Annotated in this window: 19 protein-coding genes; 8 read left to right on the forward strand and 11 right to left on the reverse strand. The window is 68.5% G+C overall.

The window, feature by feature from the left end; translation table 11 throughout:
* The first annotated feature begins 173 nt into the window (after window positions 1-173).
* The gene (locus tag K6V06_RS14350) at window positions 174-812 is read left to right on the forward strand and encodes a peroxiredoxin (protein WP_222244456.1); all 639 of its coding nucleotides are present in this window, start codon (window positions 174-176) and stop codon (window positions 810-812) included.
* A 97-nt stretch (window positions 813-909) separates the two neighbouring features.
* Here K6V06_RS14350 and K6V06_RS14355 read toward each other — a convergent pair whose 3' ends face one another.
* A complete protein-coding gene (locus tag K6V06_RS14355; RefSeq protein WP_222244457.1) occupies window positions 910-2,103 on the reverse strand; it encodes an acyl-CoA dehydrogenase in 1,194 nt (397 codons plus the stop codon).
* 235 nt (window positions 2,104-2,338) lie between these two features.
* On the opposite strand from K6V06_RS14355, the gene K6V06_RS14360 reads away from it, so the two are divergent.
* Window positions 2,339-3,133, forward strand: coding sequence for an IclR family transcriptional regulator (locus K6V06_RS14360; protein ID WP_222244458.1), 795 nt, complete (start codon window positions 2,339-2,341; stop codon window positions 3,131-3,133).
* A 23-nt stretch (window positions 3,134-3,156) separates the two neighbouring features.
* Here the strand turns inward: K6V06_RS14360 and kynA are convergent, their stop codons facing one another.
* Genes kynA through kynB form a run of 3 tightly spaced genes read right to left on the reverse strand, consistent with a single transcriptional unit; the run spans window position 3,157 to window position 6,082 of the window.
* Window positions 3,157-4,053 (reverse strand): tryptophan 2,3-dioxygenase, encoded by an 897-nt coding sequence (gene kynA, locus K6V06_RS14365; protein WP_222244459.1) that lies wholly within the window; start codon window positions 4,051-4,053, stop codon window positions 3,157-3,159.
* A 52-nt stretch (window positions 4,054-4,105) separates the two neighbouring features.
* Entirely contained in the window at window positions 4,106-5,362 is a 1,257-nt protein-coding gene (gene kynU / locus K6V06_RS14370) for a kynureninase (protein ID WP_222244460.1), read from the reverse strand.
* A gap of 48 nt (window positions 5,363-5,410) precedes the next feature.
* Complete coding sequence (gene kynB, locus K6V06_RS14375; protein WP_222244462.1) at window positions 5,411-6,082, reverse strand: arylformamidase; 672 nt, start codon at window positions 6,080-6,082, stop codon at window positions 5,411-5,413.
* Between the two features lie 143 nt (window positions 6,083-6,225).
* Between kynB and K6V06_RS14380 the strand changes: the two genes are divergently transcribed.
* Window positions 6,226-6,723: an Lrp/AsnC family transcriptional regulator gene (locus K6V06_RS14380; protein WP_222244464.1), complete on the forward strand. Its 498-nt coding sequence runs from the start codon at window positions 6,226-6,228 to the stop codon at window positions 6,721-6,723.
* A 24-nt stretch (window positions 6,724-6,747) separates the two neighbouring features.
* On the opposite strand, the gene K6V06_RS14385 is transcribed toward K6V06_RS14380, so the two are convergent.
* Window positions 6,748-7,185: a MarR family winged helix-turn-helix transcriptional regulator gene (locus K6V06_RS14385; protein ID WP_222244466.1), complete on the reverse strand. Its 438-nt coding sequence runs from the start codon at window positions 7,183-7,185 to the stop codon at window positions 6,748-6,750.
* A gap of 40 nt (window positions 7,186-7,225) precedes the next feature.
* On the reverse strand, window positions 7,226-7,780 hold the full coding sequence (locus K6V06_RS14390; RefSeq protein WP_222244576.1) for a flavin reductase family protein: 555 nt from the start codon (window positions 7,778-7,780) through the stop codon (window positions 7,226-7,228).
* 180 nt (window positions 7,781-7,960) lie between these two features.
* Between K6V06_RS14390 and K6V06_RS14395 the strand changes: the two genes are divergently transcribed.
* The 5 genes from K6V06_RS14395 to msrA all read left to right on the forward strand — a co-directional run bounded on the left by K6V06_RS14395 (window position 7,961) and on the right by msrA (window position 13,573).
* The gene (locus K6V06_RS14395) at window positions 7,961-9,037 is read left to right on the forward strand and encodes a peptidase M29 (RefSeq protein WP_222244468.1); all 1,077 of its coding nucleotides are present in this window, start codon (window positions 7,961-7,963) and stop codon (window positions 9,035-9,037) included.
* Window positions 9,038-9,074: 37 nt separating this feature from the next.
* On the forward strand, window positions 9,075-9,911 hold the full coding sequence (locus tag K6V06_RS14400; RefSeq protein ID WP_222244470.1) for an alpha/beta fold hydrolase: 837 nt from the start codon (window positions 9,075-9,077) through the stop codon (window positions 9,909-9,911).
* A gap of 60 nt (window positions 9,912-9,971) precedes the next feature.
* The gene (locus tag K6V06_RS14405) at window positions 9,972-11,216 is read left to right on the forward strand and encodes an acyl-CoA dehydrogenase family protein (RefSeq protein WP_222244472.1); all 1,245 of its coding nucleotides are present in this window, start codon (window positions 9,972-9,974) and stop codon (window positions 11,214-11,216) included.
* A 2-nt stretch (window positions 11,217-11,218) separates the two neighbouring features.
* Window positions 11,219-12,913, forward strand: coding sequence for a class I adenylate-forming enzyme family protein (locus K6V06_RS14410; RefSeq protein ID WP_222244474.1), 1,695 nt, complete (start codon window positions 11,219-11,221; stop codon window positions 12,911-12,913).
* Between the two features lie 87 nt (window positions 12,914-13,000).
* Window positions 13,001-13,573: a peptide-methionine (S)-S-oxide reductase MsrA gene (msrA, locus tag K6V06_RS14415; protein WP_222244476.1), complete on the forward strand. Its 573-nt coding sequence runs from the start codon at window positions 13,001-13,003 to the stop codon at window positions 13,571-13,573.
* Window positions 13,574-13,589: 16 nt separating this feature from the next.
* Here the strand turns inward: msrA and K6V06_RS14420 are convergent, their stop codons facing one another.
* The 5 genes from K6V06_RS14420 to K6V06_RS14440 all read right to left on the reverse strand — a co-directional run bounded on the left by K6V06_RS14420 (window position 13,590) and on the right by K6V06_RS14440 (window position 20,567).
* Window positions 13,590-14,630 carry a DUF72 domain-containing protein gene (locus K6V06_RS14420; protein ID WP_255581858.1) on the reverse strand — a complete coding sequence of 347 codons (1,041 nt, stop codon included), beginning with the start codon at window positions 14,628-14,630 and terminating at the stop codon, window positions 13,590-13,592.
* 22 nt (window positions 14,631-14,652) lie between these two features.
* Window positions 14,653-15,885 (reverse strand): cyclopropane-fatty-acyl-phospholipid synthase family protein, encoded by a 1,233-nt coding sequence (locus K6V06_RS14425; protein WP_222244478.1) that lies wholly within the window; start codon window positions 15,883-15,885, stop codon window positions 14,653-14,655.
* 160 nt (window positions 15,886-16,045) lie between these two features.
* The gene (pdxH, locus tag K6V06_RS14430; RefSeq protein ID WP_222244480.1) at window positions 16,046-16,684 is read right to left on the reverse strand and encodes a pyridoxamine 5'-phosphate oxidase; all 639 of its coding nucleotides are present in this window, start codon (window positions 16,682-16,684) and stop codon (window positions 16,046-16,048) included.
* Between the two features lie 134 nt (window positions 16,685-16,818).
* Window positions 16,819-18,009 carry an MFS transporter gene (locus K6V06_RS14435; RefSeq protein ID WP_222244481.1) on the reverse strand — a complete coding sequence of 397 codons (1,191 nt, stop codon included), beginning with the start codon at window positions 18,007-18,009 and terminating at the stop codon, window positions 16,819-16,821.
* A 257-nt stretch (window positions 18,010-18,266) separates the two neighbouring features.
* Window positions 18,267-20,567: an AsmA family protein gene (locus tag K6V06_RS14440; protein WP_222244580.1), complete on the reverse strand. Its 2,301-nt coding sequence runs from the start codon at window positions 20,565-20,567 to the stop codon at window positions 18,267-18,269.
* Window positions 20,568-20,582: the final 15 nt, after the last annotated feature.

A 20,582-nucleotide genomic window follows, 5' to 3' on the forward strand; every position in this document is an offset into this window, starting at 1 on the left:
AGGATTCCCGCTGCCATCGGCGGACCTTGGGGCGCCTTCCGATCTGGACCGCTGCACCGGCGGCGCGAGGCACCTAATGACTTCAGGTGATGTTGTAGTGACTTTATATTTGTTTGTGTCTGTTCGCAATCGGAATAGACTGAATCCCACCCGATCGAGAAAGGAGGCTCACCATGGCACTACGACTTGGCGATATCGCGCCGGATTTCGAGCAGGACTCCAGTGAAGGCACCATCCGCTTCCACGAGTGGCTGGGCAACAGCTGGGGCGTGCTGTTCTCTCACCCGGCCGACTTCACTCCAGTCTGCACCACCGAACTCGGTCTGACGGCCAAGCTCAAGGAAGAGTTTGCCAGGCGCAACGTCAAGGCGATCGCGCTATCGGTGGACCCGGCCGATTCGCATCGCCGCTGGATCGAGGACATCAACGAGACCCAGTCCACCCAGGTCAACTTCCCGATCCTGGCCGACAGCGACCGCAAGGTGTCCGAGCTGTACGACATGATCCATCCGAACGCCAACGAGACCCTGACCGTCCGTTCGCTGTTCGTGATCGATCCGAACAAGAAGGTCCGCCTGATCATCACCTATCCGGCCAGCACCGGGCGCAACTTCAACGAGATCCTGCGCGTCATCGATTCGCTGCAGTTGACCGACAGCCACAGCGTGGCGACCCCGGGCAACTGGCAGCAGGGCGACGATGTGGTGATCGTGCCGTCGCTGAAGGACGAAGAGGTGATCAAGCAGAAATTCCCGAAGGGCTACAAGGCGCTGCGGCCCTATCTGCGGATGACGCCCCAGCCCGACAAGTGACAATGAAAAAGCGCCGCGCGGCAATGCCGGCGGCGCTCGATGATGCTTCGGACAGTCTTCGGGCCCGGCCTCTCGCCGGGCCTTTTTCATTGGCCGATCAGAAGAAGGCCTGCAGACCGGTCTGCGCGCGGCCCAGGATCAGCGCGTGGATGTCGTGCGTGCCCTCGTAGGTGTTGACCACCTCCAGGTTGACGACGTGCCGGATCACGCCGAACTCGTCCGAGATGCCGTTGCCGCCCAGCATGTCGCGGGCGACGCGGGCGATGTCCAGGGACTTGCCGCAGGAGTTGCGCTTCATGATCGAGGTGATTTCGACCGCGGCGGTGCCTTCGTCCTTCATCCGACCGAGGCGCAGGCAGCCCTGCAGGCCCAGCGTGATCTCGGTCTGCATGTCGGCCAGCTTCTTCTGCACCAGCTGCGTGGCGGCCAGCGGGCGGCCGAACTGCTTGCGGTCCAGCGTGTACTGGCGCGCGGTATGCCAGCAGAACTCGGCGGCGCCCAGCGCGCCCCAGGCGATGCCGTAGCGGGCCGAGTTCAGGCAGGTAAACGGACCCTTCAGGCCGCTGACGTTCGGCAGCAGGTTCTCCTCCGGCACGAACACCTGGTCCATGACGATTTCACCGGTGATCGAGGTGCGCAGGCCCACCTTGCCGTGGATGGCCGGTGCGCTCAGGCCCTTCCAGCCCTTCTCGAGGATGAAGCCGCGAATCGCGTCCTTGCCATCGTCGCCGGCCAGCTTGGCCCAGACCACGAACACGTCGGCGATCGGCGAGTTGGTGATCCACATCTTGGCGCCGCTCAGCTCATAGCCGCCGTCGACCTTCTTCGCACGGGTGACCATCGAGCCCGGGTCCGAGCCGTGGTTCGGTTCGGTCAGGCCGAAGCAGCCGATCCACTCGCCGGTGGCCAGCTTGGGCAGGTACTTCTGCTTCTGCGCTTCGCTGCCGAATTCGTTGATCGGCACCATCACCAGCGACGACTGCACGCTCATCATCGAGCGGTAGCCCGAATCGACGCGCTCCACTTCACGGGCGATCAGGCCGTAGCTGACGTAGTTCAGGCCCGGGCCGCCGTACTGCTCGGGAATGGTGGGGCCGAGCAGGCCCAGTTCGCCCATCTCGCGGAAGATCTCGATGTCGGTCTTTTCGTGGCGGAACGATTCCAGCACGCGCGGCATCAGCTTGTCCTGGCAGTACGCCTGGGCCGCGTCGCGGATCATGCGTTCGTCGTCGCTCAGCTGCTGGTCCAGCAGCAGCGGGTCGGCCCAGTGGAATTCGGCATTGGCTGCCATGGAGGTCTCCTTCGGTTCAGGCGATGGCGTTACGGCGGGAGTCGGCGCAAGGCTGCTGCTCCCGGCACTCAAGGATAATCGGATCGGGACGGTCGGTACTGCAAGTTCCGCATTGCGGAACAGTGTTCCGATAGGCTAGTATAGCGCAAAGGCTGTCGGCGGATGCAAGCACCTGGGGCGATCCTCCCTTGCCGTCTCGCCGGTCCGCCTCCTGTCCATTGGAGTGCACTTGACGATGTCCACCCAGCCTCTGCCGTCCGCGCCAGCCGCCGCCCGCGAAAGCGACCCCAACTTCGTTACCGCGCTGGCGCGCGGGCTGGAGCTGCTGCGGTGCTTTCGTACCGGCGAGACCATGCTCGGCAACCAGGACTTCGTGCGCCGCACCGGCTATCCGAAGGCGACCGTGAGCCGGCTGGCCGGGACGCTGGTGCAGCTGGGCTATCTGCGTTACGACGACAGCCTGGGCAAGTACGCACTCGATGCCGGGGTGCTCGCGCTCGGCTTCGCCTATCTGGCCAGTTCGGACGTGGTGGCGCTGGCGCGCCCGCATATGCTGGCGTTCGCGCAGACGCACGGCGTGTCGGTGTCGCTGGGAAGGCGCGAGCGGCTGGAAGTGGTCTATCTGGAGTCGATCCGCAACGATGCGGGCGCGATGCTGGGCCTGGGCGTCGGTTCGCGGCTATCGCTGCTGTCCAGCTCGATGGGACGGGCCTATCTGGCCGCGCTGCCCACGGGGCGGCGGGAGAAGCTGCTGGGCGAACTGGCGGCGGCCTATCCGGAGCAGTGGCGCAGCCAGGAGGCGCCGATGCGCGCCGCGCTGGAGCGGGCGCAGCAGCTGGGCTACGCCTCGTCGTTCCGCGACTGGCACCCGGCGATCCACGCGTGCGCGGTGGCATTCAAGCCCGTGGGGGAGAAGGAGCTGCATATGCTCAGCTGCAGCGCCTCCTACGTGGCGGTCGACGAGGCAGCCTTCCATGACAGGCTGGCGCCGGCGCTGATGGAGCTGGCGCAGCGGCTGTCGGGTGCCTGAACGAGGCAGGCGACGGCAGCGGATTACAGGTCGGTGCGCAGCTTCCACAGCTCGGGGAACAGCACCACGTCGAGCATCTTGCGCAGATAGCTGACGCCAGCGGTGCCGCCGGTGCCGCGCTTGAAGCCGATCACCCGTTCGACCGTGGTGACATGCCGGAAGCGCCATTGGCGGAAGGCGTCCTCCAGGTCGACGAATTTCTCGCCCAGTTCGTACAGTTGCCAGTGCGCCTCGGGTTTGCGGTAGATCTCCAGCCAGGCGGCTTCGACCGACGCGTTCTCACCGGCCGGCTGGGTCCAGTCGCGCTCGACGCATTGGGGGTCGATGGCGAAGCCGCGGCGCGCCATCAGGCGGATGGCCTCGTCGTACAGCGATGGCGTGCGCAGCGCCTCCTCGACCAGCGCGTGATGCTCGGCGCGATGGGCATGCGGGCGCAGCATCGCGGCGTTCTTGTTGCCGAGGATGAACTCGATCTCCCGGTACTGGAAGGACTGGAAGCCGGACGACATGCCCAGGTACGGCCGCATCGCCGAGTACTCGGGCGGCGTCATCGTGGCGAGCACATTCCACGCCTGCACCAGCTGGTCCATGATGCGCGAAACTCGGGTCAGCATCTTGAAGGCCGGCGGCAGATCGTCGCGCTTGACCGCCTCGCGCGCCGCGCGCAGCTCGTGCAGCATCAGCTTCATCCACAGTTCGGTGGTCTGGTGCTGGACGATGAACAGCATCTCGTTGTGATCGGGCGAGAGCGGATGCTGCGCGTTCAGGATCTGGTCCAGCGCCAGGTAGTCGCCGTAGCTCATCTGCTGCTCGAAGGACATCTGGGCGCCGTGCCACTGGGCGTCCTTCGATGCGTCCCCGTGGAAGGGGCAGCCGCCTGCGGGGCTGGCCGGTGCGTCGTTGCTGTTGCCGGATTGCATTTGTGGGTCCTGCATGGTTGTTGCGTGGTGGCGAGGGCAGCCGTGCGGCCAGTTACGTTACCGCCCCGCGTTCCTGGAACGCCGGGTCGCGCCACTGCTCGCCGTCGAGCACGTCCCGCAGCGCCTCGACTGCATCCCAGACATCGGCAAAGCCGGTGTACAGCGGCGTGAAGCCGAAGCGCATGATGTTCGGTTCACGATAGTCGCCAATCACGCCGCGCGCGATCAGGGCCTGCACCACGGCGTAGCCTTCGGGATGGGCGAAGCTGACCTGGCTGCCGCGGCAGGCGTGCGCGCGTGGCGTGACCAGCGTCAACGGATGCCGCCCGCAGCGCGATTCCACCAGTTCGATGAACAGGTCGGTCAGCTGCAGCGACTTGGCCCGCAGCGCCTGCATGTCGGTGCGCGCGAAGATCTCCAGCCCACACTCCACCATGGCGAGCGACGTGATCGGCTGGGTGCCGCAGAGGAATCGCGCGATGCCCGGGCGCGGGCGGTAATGCGGCTCCATCGCGAACGGCTGCGCATGACCCCACCAGCCGGACAGGGGTTGCCAGAAGGCGTCGCGCAGCGCCGGGGCGACCCACAGGAAGGCCGGCGCGCCGGGGCCGCCGTTCAGGTACTTGTAGGTGCAGCCGACCGCGTAGTCGGCGCCGCAGCCGTTCAGCGACACCGGCACGGCGCCGGCCGAATGCGCCAGGTCCCACACCGTCAGTGCGCCCCGCGCGTGCGCCAGCTCGGTCAGCGCCGCCATGTCGAGCATCTCGCCGCTGCGGTAGTTGACGTGGGTCAGCATCAGCACCGCGACGTCCTCGCGCACCGCGGCGTCGATGGCGTCCGGAGAATCGACCAGGCGCAGGCTGTAGCCCTGCTGCAGCAGGTCGGCCAGCCCCTGCGCGATATAGAGATCGGTGGGGAAGTTGCTGCGCTCGGACACGATCACCTTGCGCGCGGGATCGCGCTGTCCCTGCACGCGCAGCGCGGCGGCCAGTACCTTGAACAGGTTGGCCGAGGTGGTGTCGGTCACCACCACTTCGTCCGGACCGGCGCCGATCAGCGGCGCCAGCAGGTTGCCCAGCCGCTGCGGCAGCGCGAACCAGCCGGCGGTATTCCAGCTGCGGATCAGGCCCTCGCCCCATTCCTGCTCCACCACCAGGGCGGCACGGGCAGCGGCCGCGCGCGGGCGCGCGCCCAGCGAATTGCCGTCGAGGTAGATCACGCCCTCGGGCAGCGCGAAGGCCGTGCGCAGGGGGGCCAGAGGATCTTGCCGGTCCAGTGCCAGGCATTGCTCGCGGGTTTGGATCGTCATGGTGTCCGGTTCGATTTGCAGTGGAAGGGCGGGGAAATTGGCCGCGGTTCAGCGCAGGCTGCGCAGCACGGCGCGCACGGGGCTGGCGTCCAGGGTGGCGAAGCGCAGCGGCAAGGCGATCAGCTCGTAGTCGCCGGGCGGGACCGCATCGAGCACCAGTCCTTCGAGAATCGCCATGCGGTGCCGGTGCACGGTGTGATGCGCGTCCATGGTTTTCGACTGCTGCGGGTCGAGCGACGGCGTGTCGATGCCGACCAGCCGCACGCCATGCGCGGCCAGCCGATCGAGCGTGGCCGGGGCGACCGCGCAGAAGTTGGCGTCCCAGCTCGCCAGCGGTGCGTTGGCGTAGGTCCGCAGCAACACGCGCGGCGGCACGCCATCGAGCTGGCCCTCCAGGTGCGCCGGCTCGACCAGCGGCGACGCGCCGATGCAATGGATGACACGGCAAGGGCCGAGGTAGGCGGTCAGGTCGACTTCGCCGATCGGTACGCCGGCGGCGTCGTAATGCAGCGGGGCGTCGGCGTGCGCGCCGGTGTGCGGCGACAGCGTGATGCGTCCGACGTTGACGGGGCAATGCTGGTCAAGCTGCCAGGCGACCTCCTGCCGGAAGGGCGTGTCGCCCGGCCAGACCGGCGTGGCCGGCGACAGCGGCGGACTGATGTCCCACAGCCGGCGCTGTTCCGAGTGGTGCAAGGCTTCCGAGGCGATGGCGTGGTCCATGGTCAGGCGCGCGCGGCGGCGACGGTCGGGATGGGGGCATGATAGTCAATCTCGCCTCGAATGAGCTTGCTATCTGGTGGGGCGAAACGCGGAATAGTCGAATATCATGCGAGGAATTCAAGAAATCAGGCAAGAATTTTCGAATGAACCTCGACGCCACCGACCTGCGCATCCTCGAGTGCCTGCAAAGGAATGGGCGCATCAGCAACCAGGAACTGGCCGAGCGCGTGGCGCTGTCGCCATCGGCTTGCCTGCGGCGCGTTCGCCTGCTGGAAGAGAGCGGCATCATTGGCGGCTATCACGCCTGGTTCGACGCCGAGCGGCTGGGGCTGGAGCTGGAAGCCATCGTGCAGGTGTCGATGCGGCATGACGTGGAGGGCTGGCACGACACCTTCAACGCCGCGGTGCAGGGCTGGCCGGAGGTGCTGTCCGCCTATGTGATCACCGGCGATAGCAATTACATCCTGCGCGTGCAGGCGCGCAATCTGAAGCACTACTCGGACTTCATCGTGAACCGGCTGTATCGGACGCCGGGCGTGATGGATATCCGCTCCAACATCGTGCTGCAGCGGATCAAGACCGGGGGATCGCCGCTGGCGCTGCTGCAGCCCGGCGCCCCCCGCGACACGGTGCCGGGCTGATGGCGGGATGCGGCGGGGAGGGAGCTAGCGCGTGGTGCCGGCGTGCAGTGCGATCAGCCGCCGCAGCGTCTGCTTGAGCCGTTCGCTGTCGCTGCCGCCGAAGGCGGCCAGCACCTGGGCTTCGTGCGCCGCCGCCTGCTGCAGCAGCGGCTGCGCGCGCTGGCGGCCACTGTCGGTGATCGACACCAGCGCATGGCGGCGATCCGGCGCGCTCCCGCGATGACGCACCACCAGCCCGTCCGCCTGCATGCGGTCGATCAGCTTGGTCAGCGTCGGCTGCTTGGTCAGCGTGATGTCGGCCAGCGTGCCCACCGTGCAGGCCTCGCGGTCGGCCAGCGTGGCCAGTACCCGCCATTCCGGCACGCTCAGGCCCGCCGCCTCCACCTTGCGATGGAATTCGCCGGAGATCAGGTGGCTGGCTCGCGCAAGCAGATAGGGCAGGTAGCCGTCGACGAAGGTCATGGTCGGTCCGTGCCCGCCCGCCGCTGTGCTGTCGCGCCGCTCAGTCGCGCAGCGGACAGATGGTGGAAAACTCGCCGCTCTGGAAGATCAGCGGCAGCCCGCCGCCTTCGCGAATGCCGCAGCGCTCGACTTCGCCGACGAAGATCACGTGATCGCCTTCGTCATAGCGGCTGCGGTTGTGGCATTCGAACCAGGCCAGCGCATTGCCCAGGATCGGCAGGCCGGTCTCGGACAGCCGGTAGTCGACGCCGGCGAAGCGGTCTCCCTTGAGCGTCGCGAAGCGCTGGCACAGGTCCAGCTGCGTGGCGGCCAGCACGTTGACGATGTAGTGCGAACCGCCGCGGAACATCGGCAGGCTGTTGGCGCTGGTGGCCATGCTCCACAGCACCAGTGGCGGGTCCAGCGAGACCGAGTTGAACGAGCTGGCGGTGACGCCAACGAACGGCGGGTCGCCGGCCGTTTGCCGGATCCCGCGTGTGGTGATCACGGTTACGCCGGTGGCGAACTGCGACAGCGCGCGGCGGAAGTGCCGGGCATCGAAGTCGGGCGCGGCGGCCTGACCCTGGCGGGACGGGTTGGTGTCAGGCAATCCCATAGCTGAGGCACCACTGAATTTCATGAAATTTCATATATTATTGGCGCCAGACGGGGGAATCACAAGCGCCGCGGCCATTGCGCTGGCGGCGGCGTCGGGCGCGCCGTTCTCTCTCGACTGCCCGAAACCCGCAACAGTCATGCCCGGTGTCCGGCGGGCCGCGCCGTCAGGAGGAGAGACATGCTGCTCGAGCAGATCGAACATCGCTGGCTGGCGGCCTTTCGCCGCACGCTGGAGCTTTGCGCGCTGGCGCCCGGCGATGTGGTAGGGATTGTAACGGAGTCGCAATCCCGACAAGTCCTTGTGGAGTTGGCCGACCTGGCGGTGCAGGCGATGGGAGCGACGCCCGTTCGCCTGCGCGTGCCGACGCCCGCGCTCGACGTGCCGGCGCCGGTGCGCTCGACCGGGGCCAGCGACGCGCTGCAGCAGCTGGAGCCGGTGATCGCGGCGCTGTCGCGCTGCCAGCTGGTACTCGACTGCACGGTGGAGGGCCTGCTGCATGCGCCAGAGCTGCCGCGCATTCTGGCGGGCGCCGACGGCGTGGTGCCCCGCCTGCTGATGATCAGCAACGAACATCCGGAAATCCTCGAACGCTGCCTGCCCGATGCCCAGCTGGAAAGCACGGTCCGGGCGGCAATGCGGCGGCTGCGCGGTGCGCGCCAGATGCAGGTGAGCTCCGCCGCCGGCACGTCGCTGCAGATCGGCCTGGACGGCGCCCGCGTCGGCGGGGTCTGGGGCTACTGCAACAAGCCAGGCCAGGTCGCCCACTGGCCGGGCGGCCTATGCCTGGCCTTCCCCGGCGCCGGTCAGGTCAGCGGCACGCTGGTGCTGGCGCCGGGCGACGTCAACCTGACCTTCAAGACCTATCTGCGCGACCGCATCGTCTGCCAGATCGAGAACGACCATATCGTCGCCATCGAGGGCAGCGGCGTCGATGCGGAGATGATGCGCGGGTACTACGCGGCGTGGGCGGATCGCGAGGGCAGCCAGGCCGCCTATGCGGTGTCGCATGTCGGCTGGGGGCTGAACCGGCGCGCGCGCTGGGATGCGCTGGCCTTCTACGACAAGCGCGACTGCAACGGCACCGAGCTGCGCGCCTTCGCCGGCAACTTCCTCTATTCGACCGGCGCCAACGAGGTGGCGGGCCGGCACACGCTGGGCCACTTCGACCTGCCGCTGCGCAACTGCACGGTCGCGCTCGATGGCGTGAACGAGGTCGATCAGGGCCAGCTGGTGGAGCCGGGCGCCCAGGGGTAACGTCAACGCCTTCCCTTCCGTCACGAGACACGCTTCCATGCCAACCGATCCGGACGCCTTGCCCTCTCCCCAACTGCAGCGCCATGCCAACGGCATCGCCACCCTGACCGCCGGCACCGGGCCGGTGGCGCTCGTGCTGCTGCACGGGATCGGCGGCGGCAAGGCGGCCTGGCCCGGACAGCTCGCCGCACTGGCCGCGTGCGGCTACCGGGCGGTGGCGTGGGACATGCCCGGGTACGGCGACTCGCCGCTGATCGACCCCTACGACTTCGCCGCACTGGCGGCGGCGCTGGTGCCCGTGCTGGATGCCGAGCGGCAGCAGGGCCGCCGCGTGGTGCTGCTCGGGCACAGCATGGGCGGCATGGTGGCGCAGGAAGCCTGCGCGGCCACGCCGGAGCGGATCGACGGCATGGTGCTGTCGGGCACGTCGGCCGCCTTCGGCAAGCCGGATGGCGACTGGCAGCAGGAGTTCGTCGCCGCCCGCACCGCGCCGCTGGATGCGGGGCAGAGCATGGCGTCGCTGGCCGCCAGCCTGGTGCGCGGCATGGTGGCGCCCGATGCGCCGGCCGAGGGAGTGGCGCTGGCCACCTCGGTGATGGCGGCCGTGCCGCCGCAGACCTATCGCGCCGCGCTCGGTGCGCTGGTGCGTTTCGACCGGCGCGAGGCGCTTGGCCGCATTGCCGTGCCGGTGCTGCTGCTGGCGGGCGAGCACGACCGCAATGCCGCGCCGGCGGTGATGGAGCGGATGGCGCCGCGCATCGCCGATGCCGAATACCGGTGCCTGCCAGGCGTCGGCCACCTGGCCAACATGGAACGGCCGGACCTGTTCAATGCCGCGCTGCTGGACTTCCTGCAGCGCCGCTTTCCGCTGTGATGACCACGCCGGCCTGACCGAACGCTCCGATCGGCACAGCCGCCCTTGCGAGGAACCCCGATGCAGCTCGACTTCATTCCGGCCGTTGGCGAGGCCGATTTCACCGAGGCGCAGGCGCGCCTGCTGTCGTTGGCCAACCGGCTGGGCCGCGAGCGCTTCGCGCCGCGGGCGGCGCAGTGGGACCGCGAGGCCAGCTTCCCCTTCGCCAACTACGACGACCTGCGCGAGGCCGGCCTGCTGGCGCTGTGCGTGCCGCGCGAATTCGGCGGGCAGGGCGCGGATTTCGCCACCTATTGCATGATCGGCGCGGAGATCGGCCGCTTCTGCGGCGCCACCGCGCTGACTTACAACATGCACATCTGCTCGACGATGTGGACAGGCGTGCTGGCCGACGGCATCCCGATGACGCCCGAGCAGCGCAAAGAGCATGCATCGCGCCGCGGCCTGCATTTCGAGCGGGTGGTGCGCGACGGCGCGGTCTACGCGCAGCCGTTTTCCGAAGGATCGGCCGCGGCCGCCGGCAAGGCGCCCTTCGGTACCGCGGCGCGCAAGGTCGAGGGCGGCTGGGTGCTCAATGGCCGCAAGATCTTCGCCTCGCTGTCGGGCGCGGCCGATTACTACGGCATCCTTTGCACCGAGGACCGCGGCGACCAGCATCCCGACATGCGCGACACGCTCTATATCGCGGTGCCCGCCAGCGCCGAGGGCGTGACGGTGACGGGCGACTGGGACCCGATGGGCATGCGCGGCACGGTGTCGCGCACGCTGCTGCTCAAGGACGTGTTCGTCGCCGACCACGAGCAGCTGATGCCGCGCGGGGTCTACTACAAGGCCGCGCAGACGTGGCCGGCGATGTTCTTCACGCTGTCGCCGACCTACCTGGGCATCGCGCAGGCCGCATACGATTTCACGGTGCAGTACCTGCGCGGCGAGGTGCCGGGCCAGCCGCCAGTCAAGCGGCGGATGTACCCGACCAAGCAGATCGCGGTGGCGCAGATGCGCATCCAGCTCGAATCGATGCGCTCGCTGTTCTGGCGGGCGATCCATGAAGCCGGCCCCAATCCGTCGCGCGACCAGCGTCTGCGCCTGTACGCCGCCCACTACAGCGTGATGGAGGGCGCCAACGATATCGCCCGGCTGGCGATCCGCACCTGTGGCGGCCAGTCGATGCTCAAGGACCTGCCGCTGGAACGGCTGTATCGCGATTCGCGTTGCGGCGCGCTGATGCTGCCGTGGACGGCCGAGCTGATCCTCGACCGGATGGGGCGGGAAACGCTGTACGAGCCGGGCGAGCGCGACGAATGACGATGGCAGATCGACCCTCCGGCGATGCAGCGGGGCCGGCGCGCAAGCAGCGGGGCCGCGGCGCCGGGGGGCCGCCCCACATCGGAGCGGACCGTCTCGGCGCGCTGCTCAAGCCGCTGCATGCGCTGGCACTGGCCGAGCCGTTGCGCCCGGCGCTGGACTTCCAGGGCAGCACCATCGGCTACGGCAAGCTGTGGAGCCGCATCGAACGCGTCACTGCCCACCTTGCTGCGTCCTGGGACGTCGGCAAGGGCGACCGCGTGGCGACGCTATGCTTCAACCACGACCTGCAGCTGGCGATGCTGTTCGCCTGCGCTCGCCTCGGGGCGATCTTCCTGCCGCTGAACTACCGGCTCGCCGTGCCCGAACTGGCCACGATCGCCGCGCATGCTGGCGTGCGGGCGATCTTCCACGACGACGCGCACGCCGGGCTGGCCGATGCGGTATGCATGCAACTGGGCGAGGCCGCCGCCGCCGGCGCCGCGCAGATCCTCGCCGATCCGATCGCCGGCACGATGGTGCCGGCCGCATTGCCGCAGGCACCGGCGCACGCGCATATCGACCGGCTGATCGACCGCGCCGCGCCAGCCGACCCGGACCCCGGGCCGATGCCGGACGATACACCGGTGCTGCTGGTGTACACCTCCGGCACCACCGGGCAGCCGAAGGGGGCGCTGCATACGCAGGCGGCGCTGCTGGCCAATGCCCGCGCCAGCTGGTGGGCGCACGGGATGACGGGCGACGACCATGTCCTGAGCACGTTGCCGCTATTCCATGTCGGGGGCCTGTGCATCCAGACGCTGCCCGCGCTGCTGGCCGGCGCCCGCGTCACGCTGCACGAACGCTTTGCGCCGGCCGACTGGCTGGACGCGGTGGCGCACGCCAGGCCGACGCTGTCGCTGATGGTGCCCGCTACGCTGCGGGCGGTGCTGGAGCACCCGGCGTGGCCGGGCACCGACCTGTCCTCGCTGCGCGGGGTGATGGCCGGCTCGTCGACCATACCGCTCGCCTATATCGACGCCTTTCATGCGCGCGGGGTGCCGCTGGGCCAGATCTATGGCGCCACCGAGACCGGTCCGGTGTCCGTGGTGCTGCGCCTCGATCAGGCGATGGCGCGGCCGGGGTATGCCGGCTGGCCGCAACCGGAGGCGCAGGTACGCCTGACCGCCGAGAACGGCAGCGAAGTGGCCGACGGCGAGGTCGGCGAGATCTGGCTGCGCGCGCCCAACCTGATGCGCGGGTACTGGCGCGACCCGGCGCATCCGGCCTTCGTGGACGGGTGGTTCCGTTCCGGTGACCTGGCGCACCGCGACGTCGATGGCTGCATCGAGGTGGTGGGGCGCAGCAAGGACATGATCATCTCCGGTGGCGAGAACATCTATCCGGCGGAGATCGAGAACGAACTGGTGGTGCTGCCCGAGGTCGGTGAATGCGCCGTGGTCGGGCTGCCGGATCCGCGCTGGGGCGAAGTGCCCGTCGCCGCGATCGTGCCGGCGAGCGGAGCCGATCCGGCGCGGCTGCAGCCCGAGGCGATACGCGAGGCGCTGTCGGCACGGATCGCCCGCTTCAAGCTGCCGCGCGAGGTGGTGCTGGTCGATGCGCTGCCCAAGAGTGCGCTGGGCAAGGTGGTCAAGCCGCGCCTGCGAGCCATGCTGGAGGCGGCGCGGCGCGACGGCGGTCCGGCGCCCGCTCCCTGACCCCGGGCCCTGCAAGGCGTCGGACGGGCGGGTATCATCGGTCGTCAGGCCGCCAGCCCGGCGGCATTCAGGCTTTCAGGAGCGGCGATGACCGACGCAAGCGACAACAGGGCAGCACAAAGCGAGATCGCCACCCTCGGCGGCGGATGTTTCTGGTGCCTCGAAGCGGTGTACCAGCAGGTCGAGGGCGTGCTGGCGGTCGAATCCGGCTACACCGGCGGACATGTGGACGACCCGAGCTACGAACAGGTCTGCAGCGGCGAGACCGGCCATGCGGAAGTGGTGCGGCTGCGCTTCGATCCCGCGGCGATCTCCTACCGCGAGATCCTGGAGATCTTCTTCGCGATCCACGATCCGACCACGCTGAACCGTCAGGGCAACGATGTCGGCACGCAGTACCGCTCGGTGATCTACACCCATTCGGACGCGCAGCGCCAGACCGCCGAGGCGGTGATGGCCGATATCGCCGCGCAGCAACTGTACGACGGACCGCTGGTGACACGAATCGAGCCCGAGCAGCCCTACTGGGCCGCCGAGCCTTATCACCAGAACTACTGGCGCACCCACCCCGGACAGGGCTACTGCGCGTTCGTCATCACGCCCAAGGTGTCGAAGTTCCGCCAGCGTTTCGCTCACCGGCTGCGCGCCGAGGCGAGCTGACCGCGACGCGCGCGAGCTACAGCCGCTGCGCGATGGCCTGGGCCAGCCGCGCCAGTGTCAGCGGCGCGCAGCCCTCGGCGTTGTTGCTGACGATGACGTAGGCCGGCTGCTCGTTGCGCAGGGTGGCCGCGACGAGCTCGGCCGCTGCCTGCACGGTTTCGTCGTCCGGGGCCCGCAGCTTGTCGAAAGGCTGGAAGGCCAGCTCGGCCTGTTCGTAGCCATAGCCCTCGCGCAGCAGCCAGCGCAGCACCAGCGGACCGGGTGCGCCCTCGTCCAGCAGCGCCTGCGCCGACGCCTGGCGCGCCACCGGTGGCATCCGCTCCCGTACGCCGCAACCGAAGCGCACGCCGCGCGCCTTCAGCAGCTTGATGAAGCGCGGCGTCAGCAGCGCGGCATCGCGCAGCTCGACGGTATAGCAGGCGTGCGGATTGCGCTGCGGATCGAGCGGCGGCAACGCCGACAGGAAGGCGTCGAGCCGCGCCAGGAAGGCTCCGGCATCGGCAGCCATGGCGCCAAGCGGCGACAGCTGGAACAGCAGCGGCCCGCATTTGGCGCCGAGCCCCGCGGTGGCCGGCTCGATGAAGTCGCGCACGGCGATGGCCACGTCGAGGAAGGCCGCATTGGGCAGTCGCCCGGCGCCGTTCGACGCGCGCAGCCAGGCATCGCAGACGCTGGCCGGCGCCTTGACGACGAAGCGAAAGTCGCTGGGAACCTGCGCCCCGTAGGACAGGTAATCGGCCAGCGGAATCGGCGCGTAGAAGCCCCGGTCGATTCCTGCTGCCCGCAGCAGCGGGTGGCGCGAGTAGGCGGCCAGTCCCTTGCGCGACAACGTGCTTTCGCTGTGATCGCCGGCCCAGACCATGCCCTTCCAGCCGGGATAGGACCAGGTCGAGGTCCCGAGATACAGATGCCGCGGCAGACGCGCCGCCAGGGCCATCAGCGCCGGATCGGGCGGGGCCGGCATCACCGCGCCGGTGCGGCCCTTGCCGCCTGCGTCTGCCTGTTGCCTGTCCGGCTGCTGGTCAGCCGGCACGTCTGCGAACAAATCCTCGGTCAATGTCCTCGTCCAGGTATCGATGTCAGTCCAGCGTCGTCTCGTAGATATAGCGGCGCGACCACGGCAAGGTGCTGGCGCGGCGGCTGGCCTTGTGGCAGACGACCTGATAGATCGACATTTTCTCGCCTTCGAAGGCCTGCGCACAACCGGCCAGGTAGACGCGCCAGATGCGGTACTTGCGCTCGCCGATCATCTCGCGGATGGTGTCGCCCCTGGCCTCGAAGTTGTCGGCCCAATGCCGCAACGTCGTCGCGTAGTGCCGGCGCAGCAGCTCGACATCGAAGGCCTCCAGCCCGCCCTTGCTGAGCGTATCGAGCACCAGGCCGATATGCGGCAGCTCCCCTTGCGGGAACACATAGCGATTCATGAACTCCGCGCCGTCCATCGGCTCCTTGCCGTTGTCGGCATCCGGGGTGGTGATGCCATGGTTCATGGCCACCCCGTCGTCGGCCAGCAGCTCGCACATCCGGGAGAAATAGCGGACCAGATTGTCCTTGCCGACATGCTCGAACATGCCGACGCTGGTGATGCGGTCGAAGGTGCCGCCAACGTCGCGATAGTCCTGCAGGCGGATCTCGATGCGGTCCGACAGGCCCGCCTCCCGCACGCGTTCGGTCGCCAGGGCGAACTGGTTTTCCGACAGCGTGATGCCGACACAGCGCGCGCCGAATTTCTGCGCGGCGCGCAGCACCAGTGCACCCCAGCCGCAGCCGATATCGAGCAGGGTCTGGCCCGGCTGCAGGCGGATCTTGGTCAGGATATGGTCGATCTTCTTCAGCTGGGCGGTGGCCAGGTCTTCGTTGCCGTGCTCGAAGTAGGCGCACGAATAGACCATGTTTGGGTCCAGCCACAGCCGGTAGAAGTCGTTCGAGACGTCGTAGTGGTACTCGATGGACTTCTTGTCTTCCTGCCGGGTGTGCGAGAAGTGCCTTGCCACGCGGGCGATGGCGCTGCCGGCCAGCTTGCTGGTCGCGCTGGACAGGCCGTAGGCCACCTCGATGATGTCCGAGAGCCTGCCGTCGACGTCGATCTTTTCCTGGACATACGCCTCGCCCAGGTTGTCCAGGGTCGGGCTGAGCAGCAGCGGCAGCGCGGCCGCTTCGCGCACGGTCAGCGTGACCGCCGGCTGGGTGCTGCGCGCCAGCGAATACTCGTGCCCATCCCACAGACGCAGCTTGACCGGCAGGTCGGCCTGCTCGCGCATGCCCGCGATCCAGCGGTCCAGTTGCGTGTCCAGTGCTTGCTTGAAAAACATGCGGCTTCCTCCCGATGAATGGCGGCATACTTCTCGAAACAACGACTTGAACTGCTTTCGCGCCCCGTTGGTGCTTTATACGCCAAAGCGGTCGGCGATGCTGTGGCCTGTGCCGGGCAAACGACAGCCACCACTGCAATTGTGGCCGGCGGGCGACTCCTTACGGCGACAGACGCGCGATCCGCCACGCGCCATTGGGCTCGCGCAGATAGACGATGCGGTCGTGCAGCCGCGACGGCCGGCCCTGCCAGAACTCGACGCGGGTCGGCACCAGCAGGTAGCCGCCCCAGTGCGGTGGGCGCGGCGGATCGTCGCCGAAGCGCTCGCGAAAGGCCGCCTCCCGTTGCTCCAGGAAGGCGCGATCCGGCACCTCCGCGCTCTGCTCCGACGCCCATGCACCGAGCCGCGAGCCCAGCGGGCGCGACAGAAAGTAAGCGTCGCTTTCCGCGTCGCTGACCTTCTGTACCCGGCCTTCGATGCGCACCTGGCGCTCCAGCTGCACCCAATGGAACAGCAGGGCCGCCAGCGGATTGGCGTCCAGGTCGAGGCCCTTGCGGCTCTGGTAGTTGGTGAAGAAGGTAAAGCCGCGGGCATCGAGACCCTTGAGCAGCACGATGCGCGCGGAGGGCTGGCCGTCGGCATTGACGGTTGCCAGCGTCATCGCGTTCGGCTCGGGCAACTTGGCGTTCAGCGCTTCGTCGAACCAGCGCTGGAATTGGTCGATCGGATCGGCGGCGACGTCGTTCTCCGTCAGGGAACCGAGAACATAGGAACGGCGCAGGTCGGCGAGTTGGGTCATGGCACGGCGTGAGGGAGTCGTTCGGATTGGCTGGCGTCCACGCTGGCGGCGTTGTGCGCGGCACTGCCTTCGAGTATAGCGAACGCGATGCCGCTTTCCCTTGCGCTGGCGCAGTCGCGCCGCTTGCAGGTCGCTCAGCCCGGCGGCTGCAGCTTGCGCGCCTGGTGCCGGGAGTAGTAGCCCGCCATGCCCATCGCGCCGGCCATCGACAGGAAGATCGGCAGCATGCCGAGCGCCGTGCCCACCACGCCGAAGGTCAGCGGCCACACCACCTGGCTGGTGTTCAACACCGCCGAGCGCAAGCCGAGGGCTTCGCCCGCGCGACCCGAGGGGGAGGCGCTATGCAGGATGTTCATCACGTTCGGCTGCGCGCTGCCCAGCGCGAGGCCGAGCAGGAACGCCAGGCAGCACATCAGCCAGAACTGGGAAACGAAGGGGTAGAGCAAGTAGGCGAAGCCGCCGACCATCAGCGCGGCGCGGATGATCTTCCATTCCGACAGCCGCCGCGCGATCAGCGGCATGGCGATGCGGATCGCCAGCGTGGCGATGGCAAACGACCCCAGCACCCAGCCGATCGAGGAGGGCGACAGGCCGACGCGCGTGCCCTGGATCGGAATCAGGAAGGCATGCAGGTCCCAGGCGGCCGACAGCACGGCACTGGCGACGAATACCGCGCGCAGTTCCGGGTAGAAGAGCAGATCCAGCGCCGAGCGACGGCTGCCGTCCTCGGCGGCGCGCTGCGCCGCGCGGGCCCCGCTGGCCGGCAGCCGGTCGTGCACGAGCCGCAGCCCCACCTGGCCGATCAGCGCCACCGCCACCAGCACCAGGAACGCAGGCCGGAATCCGGCGTGCTCGATGACATAGCCGACCACCACCGGACCGAGCGTGCCGGACACCGACAGGCCCAGCGCGTGCCAGGTGTAATTGCGCAAGCGGGTCTGGTCGGTGGAGATCTGCCCGATCAGCAGTTGCATCGCGACCTGGACCAGCATGAAGCCGACGCCGATCAGCGCGCACGACAGGTATAGCGCGCTGACGCTCTGCCACAGGGCCGGCAGCAGCGTGCCACCCACCACCATCAGCGAACCGGCGGTCATCGGCCGCCGCGGGCCGATTTCGTCGATGCGGCGGCCGGCGTGGATGGCCAGCACCATCGGCAACAGGGCGTACAGCGACATCAACAGGCCCAGCGTCAGCGGGGAGGCCTTCAGGGACAGCGCGAACAGCGAGACGACGACCCGGCTGGCGTTGAACGCAACGTGGTTGCACACCGTCAGCGCGATCAGCACGCTGATCGGCAGGGCGGCGGCGGGTGTCGGCGTCATGCGCGGGTTCGGATTCGGAGGAGGGGCAAGAGGCCGGTTCGAGGGGGCGGGAACCGGGCAAGCGTCACATCGAGCGGCGCCTTCCGGTGCCGGCTTCAATGTAAATGGCCGTTTAATTATGAAACCGTTGTGAACATTGCACAACGGTCCAGGGCAAAGGCGGCGCAAAGTTGGTGCAGCGGCGCACCAAGTGTTGCGTTGCCGCACCAGACGCGCCGGCCACCGTCGGAAGGGAGGGCCGGTGTTGCGCGGGAGCCTCAACCGCCGCCGAACATGGAGTTGCGGTCCGAGGTGCGTCCTTGCCCGCCTGCGGGCGCATTGTCGGGCACGGGGGCGGTCTTCCCGGCCGTGCCCTGCTGCCCTTGCCCGCCCTGAGCTCCCGGCTCGGTCTTGCCCGCCGCGGCCGGCGCGCTGGCGTCGGCGGGGCGGCCGCGATAGGTCTTGCCCGGCGGCGGCGCGGTGGGACGCTTGCGCAGCTCTGCCAGCAGCTTGCTGCACTGGCTGTCTTCCTCCGGCGTCAGGTCGATCAGCGGCACGACGGTGGCCACCGGTGCAAGCAGCGCCAGCGCGACCGCGCCGCCGGCCCGCAGGGCCAGCACGCCGATATCGGGACTGACGCGCGGGTTCTTCAGCGTGCCGCCCACGTACAGCGGCGAGCGCAGCGAGAACAGCCGCAGGCCCTTGGAGTCCGGGTTGATGGTCAGGCCCAGTTGCTCGTTGGCAAGGTTGACCACCCCGGTGGCATTGATCACCGCGTCCTGCGTGTCCACGACGAAGGTACGGGCGCGCGCCATGCCGTCGGTGAAGGTGAAATCGGCCACGCCGCAGTTGATCTGCACCGGCTTGTCGCCGAACAGCTTGGCGATGATGACGCTGCCTACGTTCAGCCCCATCGCTTCGAGCAGGAACTTGCTGATGGTGCCGTTCTCGATCAGCAGCCGTCCCTCGCCATTGGACGAGCCGAGCAGCGCGGCCACCGAATTGCCGGTCGCGGACAGCTTGGCCGCGCCGTTGACCTCGCCGACGCTGGCCTGCATCGACTCCAGGTCCGGGAACAGCTGCTTGAGCTTCAGGCGCCGCGCGGTCATGTCGATGGTCGCGGCCATCGGCTCCCGCTTGCCGTTCAGTTGCAGCGTCGATACCAGGTTGCCGCCCGCCACGCCAAAGTTGAGCGGGTCCAGCCGCAGCACGCCGTCCTGCAGCTTGATATGGGTGCGCAGGTCGGTGATCGGCAGGTCCTCGTCGCGCACGATGCGCTGGCCGGTGAAGCGCACGTCGGCGTCGATGCTGTCCCACCGGTCGGTGCGGAACGGCGCCACCGGCAGCGCCTTGTTGGCCGGCTGCTTGACCACCGGGGAGGAGGGATCGGCGCGGTCGCGCTTGGACTCCGTGCCGACCACCGGCGCGAGGTCGGCGAACCGCAGCTGCCTGGACACCAGTTCTCCGGACAGCAGCGGCCTCGGCTCGCGCTGGGTATAGCCGAGCGTGCCCGACAGATCGCTGCTGCCGACGCGGCCGGTGAACTTCTCGTAGCGGAAGACGGACGCGCCTTTCTCCAGATTGGCCACCAGCCGGCCTTCCGTACGGTAGGGCGGGGTTTCCGGCAGCACGATGCCGGTCAGCGCATACAGGTGAGACATGCTTTCGCCCGACAGTTGCAGCCGCAGGTCCAGCGCGGCCAGCCGTGCGGGGTCGGTCAGCGTCCCCTCGATCTGCGCGCGCGTGGTGCCGACCCGCACGTCCGCCTGCAGGGGGAAGGGGCGGCTGGCATCGCGCAGGCTCAGCACCGCGCCGGCCTTGCCGCTGGCGTTGATGGTGGCCTGGTTGTAGCGGCCGGTGGCGCGCCAGCGAATGCCGTACGGCGCGTCGCCGCCGGCCTTGCCGGTGGCGCCTGGCGTGCTGGCGGCATCGGCTGCCGGCGGCGGTGCGCTCGCGGCGGCCGGGGCGCTGCTGCTGCCGGTCAGCGGGCCGTCACGCTCGCGGTCGTACAGCGCGGCGTGGTCGATGGTGTCGATGCTGGCGCGCAGCTGGATCTTGCTGGCGGCATCGTCGAGCGACAGGTTGCCGCGCGTCAGCACGATCTCGCCCAGGTCCAGTTGCCAGCGCGATGGCTCTTCGTCTTCCTTCTTCGGGAAGGTCCAGTTGTTGCGCTTGTCGGCCAGCCGTTCCAGCCAGACGGCCGGCCCGTCGACAGTGACGGATGGCAGCGAAATCGTGCGGGTGATCAGGGGAAGGGGCCGCAGCACGAAGATCAGTTCGCGCGCTGTCGCCATGTTGGGCTGCTCGGCCCATTCCGGGTTGCCCACGGTGATGTCCCGCGCCGACAGTCGGGGCCAGGGCACCCAGCTGCGCCAGCCGGCCTCGTTCTCGGGCCGGCGGAATGTGAGCACCAGGTCGCCGTTGACCGCGAAGGGGCGGCCAATGGCATCGCTGACTTTCTGGTTCAGCCACGGCTTGAGCCGGTTCCAGTCGAAGACGAGGATAAAGATCACCACTGCCGCAATCAGCACGACGGGTGTCAGTGCGCTGATGAGCAGTACCTTGCGGCGCAGGGACATGCGCAGGGACATGAA

The organism is Cupriavidus sp. AU9028 (assembly GCF_019795295.1).
Classification (GTDB): Bacteria; Pseudomonadota; Gammaproteobacteria; order Burkholderiales; family Burkholderiaceae; genus Cupriavidus.

Excerpts from the sequence above, each read along its gene's own strand:
- K6V06_RS14350 (WP_222244456.1), top strand. The coding sequence starts at position 174 with ATGGCACTACGACTTGGCGATATCGCGCCGGATTTCGAGCAGGACTCC.
- K6V06_RS14355 (WP_222244457.1), bottom strand. The coding sequence starts at position 2,103 with ATGGCAGCCAATGCCGAATTCCACTGGGCCGACCCGCTGCTGCTGGAC.
- K6V06_RS14360 (WP_222244458.1), top strand. The coding sequence starts at position 2,339 with ATGTCCACCCAGCCTCTGCCGTCCGCGCCAGCCGCCGCCCGCGAAAGC.
- kynA (WP_222244459.1), bottom strand. The coding sequence starts at position 4,053 with ATGCAATCCGGCAACAGCAACGACGCACCGGCCAGCCCCGCAGGCGGC.
- kynU (WP_222244460.1), bottom strand. The coding sequence starts at position 5,362 with ATGACGATCCAAACCCGCGAGCAATGCCTGGCACTGGACCGGCAAGAT.
- kynB (WP_222244462.1), bottom strand. The coding sequence starts at position 6,082 with ATGGACCACGCCATCGCCTCGGAAGCCTTGCACCACTCGGAACAGCGC.
- K6V06_RS14380 (WP_222244464.1), top strand. The coding sequence starts at position 6,226 with ATGAACCTCGACGCCACCGACCTGCGCATCCTCGAGTGCCTGCAAAGG.
- K6V06_RS14385 (WP_222244466.1), bottom strand. The coding sequence starts at position 7,185 with ATGACCTTCGTCGACGGCTACCTGCCCTATCTGCTTGCGCGAGCCAGC.
- K6V06_RS14390 (WP_222244576.1), bottom strand. The coding sequence starts at position 7,780 with ATGGGATTGCCTGACACCAACCCGTCCCGCCAGGGTCAGGCCGCCGCG.
- K6V06_RS14395 (WP_222244468.1), top strand. The coding sequence starts at position 7,961 with ATGCTGCTCGAGCAGATCGAACATCGCTGGCTGGCGGCCTTTCGCCGC.
- K6V06_RS14400 (WP_222244470.1), top strand. The coding sequence starts at position 9,075 with ATGCCAACCGATCCGGACGCCTTGCCCTCTCCCCAACTGCAGCGCCAT.
- K6V06_RS14405 (WP_222244472.1), top strand. The coding sequence starts at position 9,972 with ATGCAGCTCGACTTCATTCCGGCCGTTGGCGAGGCCGATTTCACCGAG.
- K6V06_RS14410 (WP_222244474.1), top strand. The coding sequence starts at position 11,219 with ATGGCAGATCGACCCTCCGGCGATGCAGCGGGGCCGGCGCGCAAGCAG.
- msrA (WP_222244476.1), top strand. The coding sequence starts at position 13,001 with ATGACCGACGCAAGCGACAACAGGGCAGCACAAAGCGAGATCGCCACC.
- K6V06_RS14425 (WP_222244478.1), bottom strand. The coding sequence starts at position 15,885 with ATGTTTTTCAAGCAAGCACTGGACACGCAACTGGACCGCTGGATCGCG.
- pdxH (WP_222244480.1), bottom strand. The coding sequence starts at position 16,684 with ATGACCCAACTCGCCGACCTGCGCCGTTCCTATGTTCTCGGTTCCCTG.
- K6V06_RS14435 (WP_222244481.1), bottom strand. The coding sequence starts at position 18,009 with ATGACGCCGACACCCGCCGCCGCCCTGCCGATCAGCGTGCTGATCGCG.
- K6V06_RS14440 (WP_222244580.1), bottom strand. The coding sequence starts at position 20,567 with ATGTCCCTGCGCCGCAAGGTACTGCTCATCAGCGCACTGACACCCGTC.